13 protein-coding genes are annotated in these 15,958 nt (G+C 54.5%); 7 read left to right on the top strand and 6 right to left on the bottom strand.

The window, feature by feature from the left end:
• Positions 1-2: 2 nt before the first annotated feature.
• Positions 3-989, bottom strand: a complete 987-nt coding sequence (locus FEE96_RS13695) for a 2-hydroxyacid dehydrogenase (RefSeq protein WP_138163665.1) — start codon at positions 987-989, stop codon at positions 3-5.
• 282 nt (positions 990-1,271) lie between these two features.
• On the opposite strand from FEE96_RS13695, the gene FEE96_RS13690 reads away from it, so the two are divergent.
• The 4 genes from FEE96_RS13690 (at position 1,272) to FEE96_RS13675 (ending at position 4,719) form a co-directional block, all read left to right on the top strand.
• Positions 1,272-1,727, top strand: coding sequence for an SH3 domain-containing protein (locus FEE96_RS13690; protein WP_138163728.1), 456 nt, complete (start codon positions 1,272-1,274; stop codon positions 1,725-1,727).
• Between the two features lie 254 nt (positions 1,728-1,981).
• Positions 1,982-3,001 carry an ABC transporter substrate-binding protein gene (locus tag FEE96_RS13685; protein WP_138163664.1) on the top strand — a complete coding sequence of 340 codons (1,020 nt, stop codon included), beginning with the start codon at positions 1,982-1,984 and terminating at the stop codon, positions 2,999-3,001.
• Between the two features lie 148 nt (positions 3,002-3,149).
• The gene (locus FEE96_RS13680; RefSeq protein ID WP_138163663.1) at positions 3,150-3,917 is read left to right on the top strand and encodes an ABC transporter ATP-binding protein; all 768 of its coding nucleotides are present in this window, start codon (positions 3,150-3,152) and stop codon (positions 3,915-3,917) included.
• Positions 3,910-4,719, top strand: coding sequence for an ABC transporter permease (locus FEE96_RS13675; RefSeq protein ID WP_138163662.1), 810 nt, complete (start codon positions 3,910-3,912; stop codon positions 4,717-4,719). The genes FEE96_RS13680 and FEE96_RS13675 overlap by 8 nt, the downstream gene beginning before the upstream one ends.
• Positions 4,720-4,848: 129 nt before the next feature.
• Here the strand turns inward: FEE96_RS13675 and FEE96_RS13670 are convergent, their stop codons facing one another.
• On the bottom strand, positions 4,849-5,541 hold the full coding sequence (locus tag FEE96_RS13670) for a nitroreductase family protein (protein WP_138163660.1): 693 nt from the start codon (positions 5,539-5,541) through the stop codon (positions 4,849-4,851).
• A 177-nt stretch (positions 5,542-5,718) separates the two neighbouring features.
• Here FEE96_RS13670 and FEE96_RS13665 point away from each other — a divergent pair, with 177 nt between their 5' ends.
• Positions 5,719-6,495: a helix-turn-helix transcriptional regulator gene (locus FEE96_RS13665; protein ID WP_138163658.1), complete on the top strand. Its 777-nt coding sequence runs from the start codon at positions 5,719-5,721 to the stop codon at positions 6,493-6,495.
• A 12-nt stretch (positions 6,496-6,507) separates the two neighbouring features.
• Here the strand turns inward: FEE96_RS13665 and FEE96_RS13660 are convergent, their stop codons facing one another.
• Both FEE96_RS13660 and nrtS read right to left on the bottom strand, forming a co-directional pair.
• Positions 6,508-7,788: an adenylate/guanylate cyclase domain-containing protein gene (locus FEE96_RS13660; protein WP_138163657.1), complete on the bottom strand. Its 1,281-nt coding sequence runs from the start codon at positions 7,786-7,788 to the stop codon at positions 6,508-6,510.
• A 21-nt stretch (positions 7,789-7,809) separates the two neighbouring features.
• A complete protein-coding gene (nrtS, locus tag FEE96_RS13655; protein ID WP_212744768.1) occupies positions 7,810-8,085 on the bottom strand; it encodes a nitrate/nitrite transporter NrtS in 276 nt (91 codons plus the stop codon).
• Positions 8,086-8,535: 450 nt separating this feature from the next.
• Here nrtS and FEE96_RS13650 point away from each other — a divergent pair, with 450 nt between their 5' ends.
• Both FEE96_RS13650 and FEE96_RS13645 read left to right on the top strand, forming a co-directional pair.
• Positions 8,536-10,431, top strand: coding sequence for a methyl-accepting chemotaxis protein (locus FEE96_RS13650; protein WP_138163655.1), 1,896 nt, complete (start codon positions 8,536-8,538; stop codon positions 10,429-10,431).
• Between the two features lie 284 nt (positions 10,432-10,715).
• On the top strand, positions 10,716-12,929 hold the full coding sequence (locus FEE96_RS13645; RefSeq protein WP_138163653.1) for an NADP-dependent isocitrate dehydrogenase: 2,214 nt from the start codon (positions 10,716-10,718) through the stop codon (positions 12,927-12,929).
• 99 nt (positions 12,930-13,028) lie between these two features.
• On the opposite strand, the gene FEE96_RS13640 is transcribed toward FEE96_RS13645, so the two are convergent.
• On the bottom strand, positions 13,029-14,813 hold the full coding sequence (locus tag FEE96_RS13640; RefSeq protein WP_212744767.1) for a TRAP transporter permease: 1,785 nt from the start codon (positions 14,811-14,813) through the stop codon (positions 13,029-13,031).
• A gap of 74 nt (positions 14,814-14,887) precedes the next feature.
• The gene (locus FEE96_RS13635; RefSeq protein WP_138163652.1) at positions 14,888-15,847 is read right to left on the bottom strand and encodes a TAXI family TRAP transporter solute-binding subunit; all 960 of its coding nucleotides are present in this window, start codon (positions 15,845-15,847) and stop codon (positions 14,888-14,890) included.
• Between the last annotated feature and the right edge of the window lie 111 nt (positions 15,848-15,958).

The following is a 15,958-nucleotide window of genomic DNA, read 5'->3' as shown; positions in this document are numbered from 1 at the left end:
TTCTATAACATTGACGGGACAACTTGATCTGGGGGCCTGTGGCCATCCTCGAATGTTTTGATATTCAGCAATACCTTTTCACCCATCTCTATCCGCCCTTCAACGGTTGCTGAGCCCATGTGAGGCAAAAGAACCACATTGGGCAGCTCGCGCAGGCGCGGATTGATGTTGGTGCCATGCTCATAGACATCCAGTCCTGCCCCAGCGATCTCACCAGCCCGCAACATCCGGGTGAGCGCCATCTCGTCGATCACCTCGCCACGCGAGGTGTTGACGATCACCGCATTTGGTTTCATCAACTTCAAACGGCGCGCGTTCATCAGGTGGAATGTCGATGGGGTCGATGGGCAATTGATCGAAATCACATCCATCCGCGCCACCATCTGGTCCAAGCTCTCCCAATAAGTGGCTTGTAGTTCAGCCTCGGTCTCACTGCGGAGCCGACGGCGATTGTGATAATGGACCTGCATGCCAAAAGCAGCAGCGCGGCGTGCGACAGCCTGACCAATGCTGCCCATACCCAATATCCCCAAACGGCGGCCAGTCATGCGCCCGCCCAGCAATGCGGTTGGCGCCCAGCCCTGCCAGTCACCTTTTTGCATGATTCCCAATCCCTCGGGGATGCGGCGCACCACAGCCATGATCAGCGCCATGGCCATGTCAGCCGTATCATCGGTCAGAACGCCGGGCGTGTTGGAAACAAGAATGCCGCGCTGGCGAGCGGTGGCGACATCAATGTGATCCACCCCGGCGCCATAATTGGCAATGAGTTTAAGGCGTTCGCCCGCCTGGGCCAGCAACCGTGCATCGATGGTGTCCGTCACGGTTGGGATCAAGACATCCGCCCGCGCCATGATATCGGCCAACTGGGCACGGGTTAGCGGCGTATCCTCAGTGCGTAGGGTGACATCAAATAATTCGCTTAAGCGGGTCTCAACCACTTCTGGCAACCGTCGCGTTACGACAACACTCAGACGTTCTCTTGCCACTTGCCCACTCCTATTTCTTTTCACACTGGCCTGTTCTGTGCCATCGTGGCGTAGGATGGCAAAGGGCACAAGAACCCTTCCACCCCATCGACGCCAAGTGACGCAGTTTTCTGGAACCAGCCCGCGGGGAGACCCGGCAGAGGCAACGGCATGAAAAACGCTTTGGTCCGGTGGTAAACAGGCAACGAGAAAAAGAGCGAGCAGGCAGTGACATTTTCGGTTTTTAGATTGCGCCCATTGGTGGCAGCGCTTTTTGTGCTGCTGGTGTCTTCCCCTTCTGTAATGGCAGGCAATCCCGCGCCCGGTCAGGAACGTGGTCAGGTGACTAACCTACCGCTACCGCGCTATGTTTCCATGAAAGCCTCCGAAGGCAATGTCAGACGAGGCCCGTCGCTGACACACCGTATCGACTGGGTCTTCAAGCGTCGTGACATGCCTCTGGAGATCACAGCCGAATATGGCCACTGGCGCCGGGTCCGCGATCGTGATGGCGCTGGCGGTTGGGTCCACTATGCGCTGTTGTCGGGCAACCGCACTGTATTGATCGAAGAAGACATGCTGACTCTGCGGGCACAGCCCAGCGAGAACGCTCAAATCACCGCAGCTTTCGAATTGGGTGTCGTGGCGCGTCTCGGCAGTTGCTCGCAGGATTGGTGCCGCATTTCAGCTGGCGGTTATCGCGGTTGGGTCCCCAAACAGAAACTGTGGGGCGTTACACCAGCCGAACTGCGCGACTGAACCAGGTTTTCACCGCGCAGCGCAGCCTCGTCCCAAATATCAGAAACTCAACCTGACACTGTATACATTTCGCCTTTCCGAGTGCGAGATGCGCACAACTCTATGTGCTGTAACAAATTTATCTGATCGAGTGCATCAACCCTATGCGCTGCGATTGACTCCGAGACCGGAGCGGTTGAGAAATAAGCACTAATTGCCGAGCCCGGCCCAAAGTGTAGTCGCGGCATATGGATGTGCATTTTGAGAGGGATACCATGACAACTTTGAACCGCCGCAAGGCACTGGCTCTGATGGGCGGCACTGTTGCTGCCGCCGGTCTTTCAACTCCAGCACTGTCGCAGGGTCGCAAGATCACTGTTGGGGCGCTGCGCTTTACCAGCCACTCCGCCAGCTTCATCGCGCAACAGCGTGATTATTTCAAAGAGGCCGGTTTGGATGTCGAGCTGAAGTTCTTTCAGGCGGCCACACCGATGGCCGTTGCGATTGCCTCGGGTGATGTCGACTACGCCGTGACAGCCATGTCTGGCGGTCTGGTGTCATTGGCCGACAAAGGCGCGATCAAGATCATCGGTGGCGCACTGTCCGAGGAAGCAGGCATCGACGGTCAGAAATACCTGGTCTCTGACGCGGCATTTCAGGCTGGCGTGACTAGCCCGGCCATGCTGGACGGCAAAAGCTATGGTATCACCAGTGCCGGTTCTTCGTTCCACTACATGGGCTCCAAGCTGGCGCAGAAAGAGGGCATCTCAATGTCCTACAAGCCGCTGCAAAAGGTCGGTGCCATCATCGGTGCGCTGAAATCGGGCCAGATTGATGCATGGTCGATCGTGCCGCACATTGCCAAGCCACTGGCTGGTTCGGGCAAGGTTCACATCATTGGCAACGTGTCGGATGTTCTTCCTGACTATCAGGTTACTACCGTGTTCACCTCGGCCAAAAACGCAACTGACGAGCGCGGTATGACCGGCGATTTCCTGGCTGGCTTTTCCAAGGGTGTTGCAGATTACAACGCCACCATGATTGACCGTGCCCACGGCGATGACGGTGTGAATGAAATGGTCGATCTGATCCACAAATATGTCTACGCCGATAAACCGCGCGAAAAGGCCGCCAAGTCGATCATCAACGGCACCATGCGCCTGAACGAAGGCGCTGCGATGAACACCGCGTCCTTGCAGGATCAGCTGAGCTGGTTCCAGTCCGAAGGTCTGGTTGGCGGCGACATCACACTCGATACAGTTGTGGACAGCAGCTACGTCAAGACACTGGGCTAATTTCAAAAGTCTTATGCCCGGCCGACAGGCCGGGCAGCGCCTGACCTTCCCCCGGGAAGGCGCTTTGCACCTCCCCAAGGTCAAACACCGCCCTACCAGCCAAAGTCTCAGGGCGTTTTCAGATCCAACACCCACAGGACAATACCACATGGACATCCGCCTATCAGGCGTCAGCCACCGCTATGACCAAACCGAAGTCTTGCGGGACATTTCGCTTGAAATCCCGTCCGGCAAAATCGTCTGCATCGTCGGCCCGTCAGGCTGCGGAAAATCCACTCTCTTGCGGTTGATTGGCGGGCTGGAACAGCCCAGCGCGGGCAGAATCCTGCAGGTCGGCACCCCACCCGCCGATTGCCTGAATCCCCTGACCTATGTTTTTCAGGATTTTGCCCTGCTGCCCTGGCGCACTGTGCATGGCAATATCTCTCTGGTGCTAGAGGATCACAGTATTCCTAGCCAAGACGCCGATGACATCATCCAGAACGTTCTGGCCCGCACCAAGCTCAGCGATTTCGCCGAGGCCCTGCCCAAGCAGCTGTCCGGCGGCATGAAACAGCGGGTGGCAATTGCCCGTGCACTCGCGGTTAATCCCGCAGTGATGCTAATGGACGAGCCCCTGTCTGCGCTCGACAGCCAAACCCGCGAATTGCTGATGGACGATCTGGTCAACCTTTGGACCCGCATACCGTTCACTGCCGTCTACGTCACCCACAACCTGGCCGAGGCCGTGCGTCTGGGTCATTCCATTGTCGTCATGTCCCGCCGCCCCGGCGAGATCCGCGAGATTGTGCACTTGGACCAGCCGCTGGAACAACGCGGGCTGGGGAATGCCGAGCTGGAAGACAAGCAAAAATACCTTTGGAAGCTGATGCGTGAAGAAGCAGAAGCTGCAGATGCGGAGCTGATTCATGTCTGATCAAATAAACGCAGACGCCATCCGCCCCGTCCCGTTTCGTGGTGGCGGCTTTGCCCCCTCCTCGCGTCGCTGGGTTGGCTTGGTAGTTTTTGTCGTGCTGATCGCATTGGCCGAAATGGGAACCCGACAGGGATGGATTTCATCTCTGACGCTGCCCAAACCCTCCGATGTGCTGAAAACCTTTGGCGAGCTCTACAGCACTGGACTGCTGTGGAAACATCTGAGTGTGTCCCTGTCCCGCTTGATCGTCGGCGCGGCACTGGGGGCCAGCGTCGGTATCGCGGTGGGGGTGATGATCGGGTTGTTTTCCTATGTCCGCGCCGGGCTAGTGCCGTTGGTGGCCGCCCTGTTCCCGATCCCCAAAATCGCACTGCTACCGCTGTTTGTGATCTGGTTTGGCATCGACGAAGGATCCAAATACGCACTTATCGCCTTTGGCACATTCACCCCCACAGTGGTGGCCACCTATGGCGCAGTGGACAATGTCGACCGCGGGCTGATCCGTATGGGGCAAAGCTTTAACCTCAGCTGGTGGTCGATTGTGCGCAAGATCGTGCTGCCCGGCGCCATGCCCGGCATTCTGTCCGGGCTGCGGATCAGTCTGGCAATTGCCATCATCCTACTGGTCGCGGCTGAAATGCTGGGCGCGGAATACGGCATCGGTGCCTATATCCTCGAGGCTGGGTCGCTGTACGATCTGGAGCGCCTGTTTGCTGGGGTCACAATCTTGTCGATACTAGGTGTCACGCTGAGCATTTGCATCGGAATGATTGAACGCCGACTATTGCGCTGGCGGGTTTAGGGTTTTCCCTAGGGCCCTCCCCCCCAAAGGAGACATTCTTGGCTTGTCCCCCAACAAGTCGGACAATCCAAACGACTGGAGCCACACCTAAAGCTTGTCTCCCGGTCACAAAGCAACCGGGAGATGGGATCATTCAGCCACTGTTAGAATTTCATCGAGGGGCTTTTTCATCTTGGCCACTTTTGGCACTTTGGCATCTTCGGTGGGGTGACCAACCGCTACAATCATGATCGGTTTTTCTGATGCTGGACGGCCCAGCATTTCGTTCAAAAACCGCATCGGGTTGGGCGTATGGGTCAAGGTGACCAGCCCCGCACAGTGCAATGCGGTCAGCAAGAACCCCGAAGCGATTCCGACACTTTCCGGAACATAGTAATTCTTGAACCGTTCACCATCATCAAAATGCCCCCACCGTTGGGCAAACACCACAATCAGCCAAGGGGCCTGATCCAGATGTGGTTTATCATCATTGGTGCCGATGGGTTCCAACGCCTTCAACCATTCGTCCCCTGCTCCGCCCTCATAGAACTTGCGCTCTTCTTCTTCAGCAGCCAAGCGGATGCGATGTTTGAAAGTCGGATCCGAGATCGCCACAAAATGCCACGGCTGATGGTTGGCCCCAGATGGCGCGGTTCCCGCAGCGCGAATGCACTCCTCAATGACCTCACGAGGAACTTGACGATCTGTGTAGTCCCTCACTGTGTGTCGACGCTTGATTTTGTCGTAAAACGCCTGTGCCTCAGTCAGCATCTCGGCATCGCTCAACTCGGTGCGATCTGGTAGATCAACAGCTTCATATTCGATGTGATCTTTTGCAAACATGGTTGCACTCCTTGGTCATCTGCAGCACGTGATGACATCTTACTACGCCCATATCGCCCATAGGTGCATTCCTCATTAGTGAGGACTTTTGACGCCAAATACAGATCGTGTAATGGTCTGATTTACACATATACCCTTGGCTTCCAGTCAGCCATTTTTTGTGGTTGGAGAACGACAATGATCATTGACCGCAAATTGAACGAAGCCCTGCCGAAAGCTGCCTTTGACGTTGGTCCCTTGTGTGAGCTTACTGCGACCATCGGGACACCGACATATGTTAAAGCAGCGCTAGATTTTGCAAAACAAATAACCGGGGCCAGTTTTATCTCAATGTTTTGCCAAGGTGACCGTGATCATCCCCTATTGGTTGGAACGGCTTGCTCTCTGGGACAACGACGGGCCGAAAAAGCCGCCAAGGGCTATGAGCGTTATAGCGCGAATGACAAAAACGCTGCCTTGTTGGCGGGCGCTTCAGGGCTTGGCGATTTTCTGACTATTCAACATGCCGCCAGTATAAAGGACTTTACCTACAGGCGGGATTGCTATGAACAGCCGGGAATTTCTGCACGGGTTTCCCTGATCCGACGCACACAGACTTTTGGACTATCGGTTAGCCTGTACTCCAGCGCCGAAGATGGCGCATTTTCACCCCAAATGCACGACCCGGCAACCGCCGTTCTGGACCTGCTTCTGGCTACGACAGAACGCCATGTGGCTTTTTCTCTAAAAGGGAATACCTGGCAAGGTCAGGATATCCAAACTCGGCTGGCGGTCAGCTTTCCCGATCTGACCAAACGCGAGCGCGAAGTCGCCGCAATGACCATTAAAGGACGCACTGCAAGCGAAATTGCCGGGATCCTCGGGCTGGCAGAAACCACAATCATCACGCACCGCAAAAAGGCGTACAAACGCATGAACGTGCGCTCACTAAGGCAATTAATGGCCACAATTTGAGCCACCTAAGTGCTAACTATCCAATTGCTGTTCAAAGTCTTGCTGAATTCGACGCAGCTCTTCTATGGCGGCGCGGATGTTACTACTGTCAATCACGTTCACTTCGACGTGGCTTCCACTTCGCGAAAGTCTTCGCCGTAACATTCGGTCACGATGCTCTGCAGAGCGGAATTCCAGCACCTTGAACACCTCAACCGGACGCGCAAACCCCTTTGGGTTTATCTCTCCAACGGGTTCACATGCGACATGTTCTGAAATCAGGTTGCAGGTGCTCTCAGATATCAGAACACACCCCGGTTCAGCCAATCCTTCAAGCCGAGATGCCAAATTCACTGGGCCACCTAAGACAGTGTAATCAAGCCTTTTTTCAGAGCCAAAGTTACCAACAGTGCAAAAACCAGAGGTAATTCCCATGCGCACTCTCATGTGCTTTGGCACGCCTAATTTTTTCCAATGGCTCTGCAACTCCCCAACACGTTGTTGCATTAACAGTGCCATCTCAACAGCCTTTAATGCATCTTCCTCCTCTCCATCACTCTCTGGGTCCCCAAAGAAGACCATCACCGCATCGCCGATAAATTTGTCGATGGTTCCGCCGCATTGAATGGCAATTGCAGACATTTCAGAGAGGTAGGAATTGATCACTGATGTCAGACGTTCTGGCTCTAACGTGTCAGACAAGTCCGTGAAGTGTTCAATATCAGAAAAGAAAATAGTCAGGTTTTTACGCTTGGTTCTGGTGCTGCCGTCCTGTTTGCCTGCAAAAATGCTCTCATATATCTGCGGTGAGAGATATTTTGCCAAACGTGTGGCAAGATGTTCCAATTGGGAGCTTTTCTCTTCAATGATCTCACGGTCGCGAATTTTCTGCTCCAGCAGTTCCTCCCGCTCATGCCGCAGAGCCCATTCTTCGGTGCGATCGACAAACTGACCCTGAATGCCGTTGAGGTAAGAAAAACTGGGATCTTTCGTACGTGCCGACATCAGCGCATAGACCCGGCTGTTCCCATTGTCAGAGATGTGTATCTCAGGAATTCGCACGGCTCCGTCTTCGCGGATACCGGTGATCCAGGTATCAATTTGAGCACCCGGAACGCCCAGTTGCTCCAGAACATCTGGAAAATAGGCGTTGGAGACATTTCCCAACACTGGAAAGAAGTGCAGGAAGTTGTCGTTTACCTTGAGGATCTCAAAATCCTCGTTGGCATAATATGCCGCTGTTATAGCGTTGCGGAAATTGAAGAAACTCAGTTCGACGATATTCTTTTGGTTGAATAGATCCTCAACTTTCATGATATCTCCCTAGAACACACATCAGCCATCTTTCTTTGCCGAAAAATCAAGCTGCCATTGGGCACGCTTACCCGTCACCGCCCCCCAAGTGGTCACACAAAAAGGGGTGAAATAGGTCAGCAACACCTTCCACATTGGCGGTAGCTCTCCCGCCAAGACTTGATCCCCATGATTTATCAAGGTCAAAATAGTACCGACGACCAATGCGGTCATCAGCGCCTTTCTTGGGGTTCCGTCACCAAATACCATGTGCCGCAAAGAAGGAGCGGCTTGATAGGTTGCTTTGGGTTTGGTCATCAAAAGCCCCTTAGAAATTATCGTGCTTGGTCAAATCCCCGTACCGATTATCAGGCAGGTCAGAGCCTGGAGTGTCTACGCCAGTCTAATGAAGACCTCAGAAAAAGCATGAACTAATTTCTGGGGGCTCAGTTTCATTGAATTCAAACCTCGGCCTAAGACGTGGGCCAGACCATTTATTCTAGGCGACAAGAAACCGACGGCTTGACCATTTTTAACTTGGCAAAGCGAATCTGCTTCATGGTTTCTGCATCACAGCATTTTTGGCTCTACGCGGGCACGAAGCCAGCACGCCTGGCGAGCAACGCGCTTGAGAAATACACCTTCATGGAGAGAAAAGCCGTTTTCCGTAGGGTAAAACATATTTTTTCTCCGGCATCTAAGGAAATATTAGGAGCCCTTTCTTAGGAGCTGTTCGAATATCGAACACCGCAAAGGAAACAACTTACGATGCCTGCTGCACTTTACCGCCTATCCACCCGCATCTATGCGGTGATTGCCCTCTCGCTGATTATGATCGCCTTCCTCACCGTTATTCTGCTATCTCGCGCAGTCGACAACGCCTACTCGATGCGGGAAAACGAGTTACACCATGCGACCGATACCGCCATCAGCCTTTTGACTGCCCTTGAAGCGCGTGTTGAATCTGGTGAACTGTCGCGTGATGATGCCAAGAAAATTGCCCATGATCAGTTGAACAGTCTGCGGTTTGGAACTGCCGGGTACTTCTTCGTCAACGATGTGGATAATATCGTGCAGGCGCACCCATTCAAGCCTGAATGGGAAGGAACCAACAAAGCCGATCTGGAAGACATCAATGGTTTGAAGATCTTCGAAGAGATGAACAAGGTGGCCCAAAGCCAGGCAGGTGCAGGGGCAGTACGATACTGGTTCCAGAAGCCAAATGCAGATCAGCCTGAGCAGAAAATTGGCTATGTACAACTGTACAAACCCTGGGGGTGGATTATCGGAACCGGCTCTTATGTCTCTGATATCGAAGCCAGTCTTAGCTGGATGCGCAAGGCAGCAATGGCCACGATGGCTGTTTGCCTACTGTTGCTTGCTGGAGCAGGCTATGTAATCGCCCGCAGCGTAACCGCCCCCTTGGGCGCATTGCAGGTTCGCATGCAGGCAATGGTGAACGGGGAAACGGAAACTGAAGTTCCGGCAACGCAGGTACGTAGCGAAATCGGATTGATGGCCCAGACAGTTGAAGTGTTCCGCCAATCGCTTCAGAAACAACGGGAAATGGAACGTGGCCAGGAAGCCCGTGATCAAGAAAGACGTGGTGTGGTCGAAACCTTAAACCAGCGCCTATCTGCATTGTCCGACGGAGATCTCACTGGGCAAATCACCGAAACATTCCCCGAAGGTTACGAACAGCTGAGGCTCGATTTCAACCAAACCTTGGAGACATTGAACGGTACAGTGGTCCAAGTGATTGAAGCCTCTGAGAGTATCCGTAGCGGCGCGAATGAGATTAGTCAGGCGTCTGATGACCTATCACACCGCACCGAAAGCCAAGCTGCAACACTGGAAGAAACCGCTGCTGCTCTGGAAGAAATGACTGCTAGTGTGCGGTCAGCTGCGGAAGGTGCCCGAAGCGTTGAAAACTTGATGCAAGAAGCCAGAAGCGAAGCACAAGACAGCGGAACTGTGGTGAAAAATGCCGTCGAGGCGATGCATGAGATCGAAAATTCCGCCCATCACATTTCGCAGATCATCGGGGTCATTGACGATATCGCTTTCCAGACCAACCTTCTAGCTCTCAACGCTGGTGTTGAGGCCGCGCGTGCAGGCGAAGCAGGCCGTGGCTTTGCTGTTGTCGCTTCCGAAGTACGTGCACTGGCCCAGAGGTCCTCGGATGCGGCCACTGAAATCAAAACCCTGATTGGGAATTCCTCGCAGCAGGTTGAGCGTGGTGTAGACCTTGTCGGCAAGGCCGGCGGTGCACTGGACCGCATTGTTCAGCGTGTTACGGATATTTCCCAACAGATTTCCGGCATTGCCGAAGGGGCCAGTGAACAATCGACAGGTCTTGGTGAAATCAACATGGGTGTTAGCCAATTGGATCAGGTAACGCAGCAGAATGCTGCAATGGTGGAACAGGCGACCGCCGCAGGCCATTTGCTGAATACCGACGCCACCAAACTGTCTGGATTGGTGTCCCGCTTCACGATCACTGGTGGGTCAAGTACACCAACACTTGCAACAGCGGCTCCGGCGAACTCAATTTCCGGTCCAACTTCTCACGGCGAGGATGGCTGGGATACAGCCGCCGCGATCCCAGTGGCAACCGCAATGTCCGAAGGATCCGCAGCGAAGGACCTTTGGCAGGATTTCTAGTCCTTCTCCTTGAATTCCACTCGAGGAACATCTGCAAATTGACATCCCTCCATCGTTCAGGCGATGGGGGATTTACGTCTTCATGACAAAGCGCGGCAATATGTTCGGTCGTTTTTTCCTCCAGACGATTGAACGTCAGCGCTCCTTGTTTTACATGAGGCCCATAACGTAGGCCGCAAGAGTCGCAATTCGCGCCCCTTGACCGGCAATATGGGATCAATTCTGGGTGCAGCGTGTTGCATCGATTTACCAAAGTTTCCGAAATCGCTGAAAGGTTGAGAATAATGGCAGAAAAATCAAACTCCGATGTATTGTATACCATCGTAGACGAAGCGCCTGAGCTGGCCAGTGCCTCACTGCTGCCGATCATTCGCACCTTTGCCAGCGCCGCCGGCGTGAACTTTGGCACTAAGGACATTTCACTGGCCGCCCGTATTCTTTCGGCCTTTCCCGACAGCCTGACGGAAGAACAGCGCCAATCCAACGATCTGGCTGAACTGGGTACACTGGTGAAAACACCAGAGGCCAACGTCATCAAACTGCCAAACATCTCGGCTTCGGGTCCCCAGCTGGTCGCCGCGGTTACAGAACTACAGTCACAGGGTTACGCCCTGCCCAACTATCCTGAAGAGCCTTCGACCGACGAAGAAAAAGCTGTTCGCGCCGGTTACGACGCCATCAAAGGTTCCGCTGTGAACCCAGTACTGCGCGAAGGCAACTCGGACCGTCGTTCCGCACGCGCTGTTAAAAACTACGCTCAGAACAACCCACACTCGATGGGCAAATGGGCAAGCGACAGCAAGACCAAAGTTTCGTCCATGCCGGGCAACGACTTTTATGCCAACGAAAAATCCGCGACCATCACTGCTGCACAGGCTGGTGACGCGAAAATCGAATTTGTCACCAAAGACGGTTCTGTCACCGCGCTAAAAGACGCATGGCCACTGGAAGAAGGCACCGTTGCTGACGCGACATTCATGTCCGCCAAAGCTCTGGCATCTTTCTTGGCTGGTGCCATTGAAGACACCAAAGCCGACGGCACCATGTTCTCGCTGCACATGAAAGCCACCATGATGAAGGTCTCGGACCCGATCATCTTTGGCCACGCGGTTAAGGCTTGGTTGGCGCCCGTGTTTGACAAATTCGGTGCTGAATTGGACGCCCTGGGTGTCAACGCAAACTCTGGCATGGGTGACCTTCTGGACCGTGTCAAAGACAACGCCGACATCATGGCTGCCATCGAAGCCGTGACAGCTGACCGTCCTGGCATGTATATGGTCGACAGCGATAAAGGCATCACCAACCTGCACGTTCCGTCCGATGTGATCATCGACGCCTCGATGCCTGCTGTGATCCGCGCTGGCGGCAAAGGCTGGGATGCTGCGGGCAACAAGGGCGACACCAACTGTGTCATCCCTGATCGCTGCTATGCAACCATCTATGACGAATCCATCAACTTCTTCAAAGCCAACGGTGCTATGGATGTGACAACTGTTGGCTCCGTCGCCAATGTTGGCCTGATGGCGCAAAAGGCCGAAGAATATGGCTCGCACCCAACCACATTCGAAGCGCCTGCCGACGGTGTGATCCGTGTGGTTCTGGCCAATGGCGACACACTGCACAGCCACGACGTTGAGGCTGGCGACATCTGGCGCTCTTGCACCGCCAAGAAGGCGCCGATCCTGAACTGGATCGAACTGGCAATGGACCGTCAGCGTTTGACAGGTTCCGAGGCGATCTTCTGGCTGGACGCAAACCGCGCCCACGATGCTCAGCTGATCGAATATGTCACGCCTGTGCTGGCCGCTGCCGGTGTAGCTGACAAGTTCCAGATCATGGCACCGCGTGAGGCAACGGCCCAGTCGCTGAAAACCATCACAGCAGGCAACGACAGCATCGCCATCTCGGGCAACGTGCTGCGGGATTATCTGACCGACCTGTTCCCAATTCTGGAACTGGGCACCTCGGCCAAGATGCTGTCAATCGTGAAACTGATGAACGGTGGTGGCTTGTTCGAAACCGGTGCTGGCGGTTCTGCCCCCAAGCACGTTCAGCAGTTGGTCGAAGAGAACCACCTGCGCTGGGACTCGATGGGTGAATTCTGCGCTTTGGGTGAAAGCCTGAATTTCCTGGCTGACAGCCAAGGCAATGCCAAGGCTGGCGTTCTGGGTGTTGCTGCCGAGGCCGCGACGCAGGGCATTCTGGACAACAACCGCTCGCCTTCGCGCAAGGTTGGTGAGCCTGACAACCGTGACAGCCACTACTGGTTCGCTCGCTACTGGGCCGAAGCTTTGGCTGCACAGTCCGATGACGCTGAACTGGCCGCGCACTTTGCTCCGATTGCAGCTGAACTGGGTGCAAAAGAAGAGCAGATTACTGCGGAGCTGGCTGCTGCGCAGGGCAAACCTGCTGATCTGGGCGGTTATTTCCACACAGACCCGGCCAAGACCGCAGCAGTGATGCGGCCCAGCGCGACGCTGAACGCAATCATTGGCTAAACTTTGGCTATGGTTAAAGAAGAAAAGGCGCCCAAATCTGGGCGCCTTTTTTCTTGGTTCAACAAAAAGGCCCAGCCGGACCAATCGCCAAACAAAGATCTAGAAGACTACACCAGACATAACGATAGCCAGCCCCAGTAAGCCAACACACACCTTGGCGTACAGGGCCGACAAGGCGATCAGGCCATAGCTTAGCACCGCCAAACCTACTGCCATGCGCAAAAAGGCAAGCAGTGCAGCCATAGGGGTTTCAGCCAGCCGTAAGATATCTGGATTGGCTATCATCCCCAAAGGAATGACATAAAGACCAACGCCCAGCGCCATCGCAGTAAGAGCAACCTTGATCCAGTTTTCGCCAATCATCCCTGCGGCGATGAACACCGCCCCACAGACTGGCGGAGTGATGGTGGACAGCAACGCAAACCAAAACACAAACAGATGCGCCTGCAATGGCTCTAGCCCCTGCTGGATCAGCGCTGGCCCTGCGACAGAGACGCAGATGACATAGGCAGCAGTGGTCGGCACCTCCATCCCCAAAACCAGACATGCTATTGCGGTCAGCAGTAGAGACGGCCACAGCAACCCACCTGACCCAGACAGGATCAGTGAGGTGATTTTCACACCCAGCCCAGTAATTGACAACACGCCAATGATGATAGACGCGCAAAAGATGATCGAAGCGATCATCCCGATCTGACGTGCCGCATTCATCAGAGCCGAAGACAATCTTGCGGCGAATTGAGTGCCGTCAAACCGGGCCTCACGGTTAAACATCAACAGCACCGCTCCGGCGAGTATCGCCATACAGGCGGCGTATTGCGGCGTATATCCGGACCCAAACATGCCCCACAGAAGAACCGAAAACGGCACCAGAAAAAAACCGGATGTGATCACTACGTCGCGCGTTGCGGGTTGTTCGCTCGCGTCAATACCACGCAACTTAAATCGGCTTGCATAGGCGTTGATACCCATCCAGACAGCAAAGAAAAACAGCACGGCAGGTAGGATGGCAGCGCCCATGATCGAGGTGTATGGCACACCTGTCAGCTCAACCATGACAAAGGCGCCGGCCCCCATCAGTGGTGGCATGATTTGTCCACCCGACGACGCCACAGCCTCTACCGCAGCGGCCAGACGTTTAGGGTAACCAAGTTTGGTCATCGCCGGCAGAGTGATAGCGCCCGTTGAAGCAACATTGGCCGAAGCAGAACCCGAAATGGAGCCAAACAGCGCTGATGAAATCACCGAGACCTTGGCCGCCCCACCTTTAAGACGTCCGGCCGCTGCGGCAGCAACATTCATGAAGCCCTGCCCGGCCTCACCCGCGTTCAAAACCGCACCAAATATCACAAAAATCGACACCACCCCGACGGAAACCGCGGTCAGGCTTCCCCAAATTCCACCCTCCGCTATTGTCATGGTGCCCAGAAAACTAGGCAAGGGGGTGCCTGAATGCCCAAATTCGCCCGGGATAGCGTCACCAAACAGTGCATACCCCAATGCTGCAACTGCGACCAAGGGCAGCGGCCAGCCAATTGCACGGCGCGCGGCTTCGATCACGCAGACCAAAAGGGTTAAAGCCACTGCGGTCTGAAAACCCCCCTCAAGAAAGCCGTACTGGTCACCTAGCATGTCGTGGTTCAGCGCTATCCACAGTGCAGAAGCCCCCCCCAGTACTGTCAGCACCCCGCCCGAGATCAATTGCGCCCGAGATTTGGCAGCAAAAACAAAAACCCAAGGTAATACGAATGCCAAATGCAAAGGGCGGCTGACGAGATTAGGGACCAGCCCCCAGAAAATCAAACCCAGATGAAACATCACCATCAAGGCTGCCAATCCCAACCAGATAGGATGCTGGGTCATACGTGACTGTGTATCGATCATATTTTCTGGGGCCTTTAGATAACAGGACCGGGCAGTTGCCTGCCCGGTCAATTTTCTCTGACGATCAAGTCAGCTTATTTTTGCGCGTCACTCAATTCAAACCCAGCTTCAGTGTAATACTTCAACGCTCCTGGATGAATTTTACCCGTAATATTGGCCATCAAACCGCGATCCACACCGTTCCACCACGGGGCTGCGGCGCCCATGTCGGCTTTGCCTTCCCAGTAAGTTTTAGTCAGCTCATAGGCGGTAGCCTCGTCCATCTTGGTGGTGGTGAAGGCGACAACGGGCAAGGACGTTGTAACAATGTCTCTGTCCTGACCCGCGTAGGTGCCAGCCGGAATGACCAGCCGGGCGCGCTTACTGGCTGCGATTTGCTCGTCATTCAGTGATAGGACTGAAACGCCCGTTGACGCGGCGGCCTCGATCACGTTGGGGGCTGGATATGACCCGGCAGTGACAAAACCATCGATCTGGCCATTTTTCAACGCAGGGACAGCACCAGAGAGCTCAACATCTGCAATCTCAACTTTGCCCTCAAGGCCAAACAGCTTGAGATATTTTTCCCCTTCACGAGCACCAAACGATCCCTTGCCCAACAGCAGCGTTTTACCTTCCAGACTTGCGAAGTCGGTCACGCCTGACGCATCGGACATGACAAAATGCATTGTCAGTGATGGAATTGGGAACAGTGCGCGGATCTCGTCAAAAGCCGGATCGCTCTTGTCCTTGAACATCGCCCTGCCGCCTTGTGCCAGACTGACCAGGACCGGCGGAGTGGTGAACACATAGTCACCATTACGGGCCTTTACCTCCAACACGTTCTGTACCGAGCCTTGGCTTTCCTCAACCGTAACAACAATATCGCCACCAGATCCGGCCTTCATTGCCTCGGCGATCTGAACCGCCATCTGGTAATATGACGATGTGGTTTTGGCGGATTTATAAGTCACGCGGGTCTGCGCATAAGCCGAAGTCGCGGCCAGCCCGGTAACGATAGCGGCGGCAACGAACGGTTTAAAAATCTTGATCATTGGTCTCTCCCAGATAAGGCATATGGGTTTCTATCAAGCCTCACAGGAAAATCGAGCTGTTCTTTGCTCTACACAACCTCTAATTGCAATTCGGCATTCATGCGTTTGCTG

The organism is Parasedimentitalea maritima, from assembly GCF_005771405.1.
GTDB lineage: Bacteria > Pseudomonadota > Alphaproteobacteria > Rhodobacterales > Rhodobacteraceae > Parasedimentitalea > Parasedimentitalea maritima.
This window is presented reverse-complemented; position numbering and strand designations above follow the sequence as displayed.

Bases quoted from the DNA above. Each gene is read 5' to 3' on its own strand.
- FEE96_RS13690 (WP_138163728.1), top strand. From the start codon at position 1,272: ATGGCAGGCAATCCCGCGCCCGGTCAGGAACGTGGTCAGGTGACTAAC.
- FEE96_RS13685 (WP_138163664.1), top strand. From the start codon at position 1,982: ATGACAACTTTGAACCGCCGCAAGGCACTGGCTCTGATGGGCGGCACT.
- FEE96_RS13680 (WP_138163663.1), top strand. From the start codon at position 3,150: ATGGACATCCGCCTATCAGGCGTCAGCCACCGCTATGACCAAACCGAA.
- FEE96_RS13675 (WP_138163662.1), top strand. From the start codon at position 3,910: ATGTCTGATCAAATAAACGCAGACGCCATCCGCCCCGTCCCGTTTCGT.
- FEE96_RS13670 (WP_138163660.1), bottom strand. From the start codon at position 5,541: ATGTTTGCAAAAGATCACATCGAATATGAAGCTGTTGATCTACCAGAT.
- FEE96_RS13665 (WP_138163658.1), top strand. From the start codon at position 5,719: ATGATCATTGACCGCAAATTGAACGAAGCCCTGCCGAAAGCTGCCTTT.
- FEE96_RS13660 (WP_138163657.1), bottom strand. From the start codon at position 7,788: ATGAAAGTTGAGGATCTATTCAACCAAAAGAATATCGTCGAACTGAGT.
- nrtS (WP_212744768.1), bottom strand. From the start codon at position 8,085: ATGACCAAACCCAAAGCAACCTATCAAGCCGCTCCTTCTTTGCGGCAC.
- FEE96_RS13650 (WP_138163655.1), top strand. From the start codon at position 8,536: ATGCCTGCTGCACTTTACCGCCTATCCACCCGCATCTATGCGGTGATT.
- FEE96_RS13645 (WP_138163653.1), top strand. From the start codon at position 10,716: ATGGCAGAAAAATCAAACTCCGATGTATTGTATACCATCGTAGACGAA.
- FEE96_RS13640 (WP_212744767.1), bottom strand. From the start codon at position 14,813: ATGATCGATACACAGTCACGTATGACCCAGCATCCTATCTGGTTGGGA.
- FEE96_RS13635 (WP_138163652.1), bottom strand. From the start codon at position 15,847: ATGATCAAGATTTTTAAACCGTTCGTTGCCGCCGCTATCGTTACCGGG.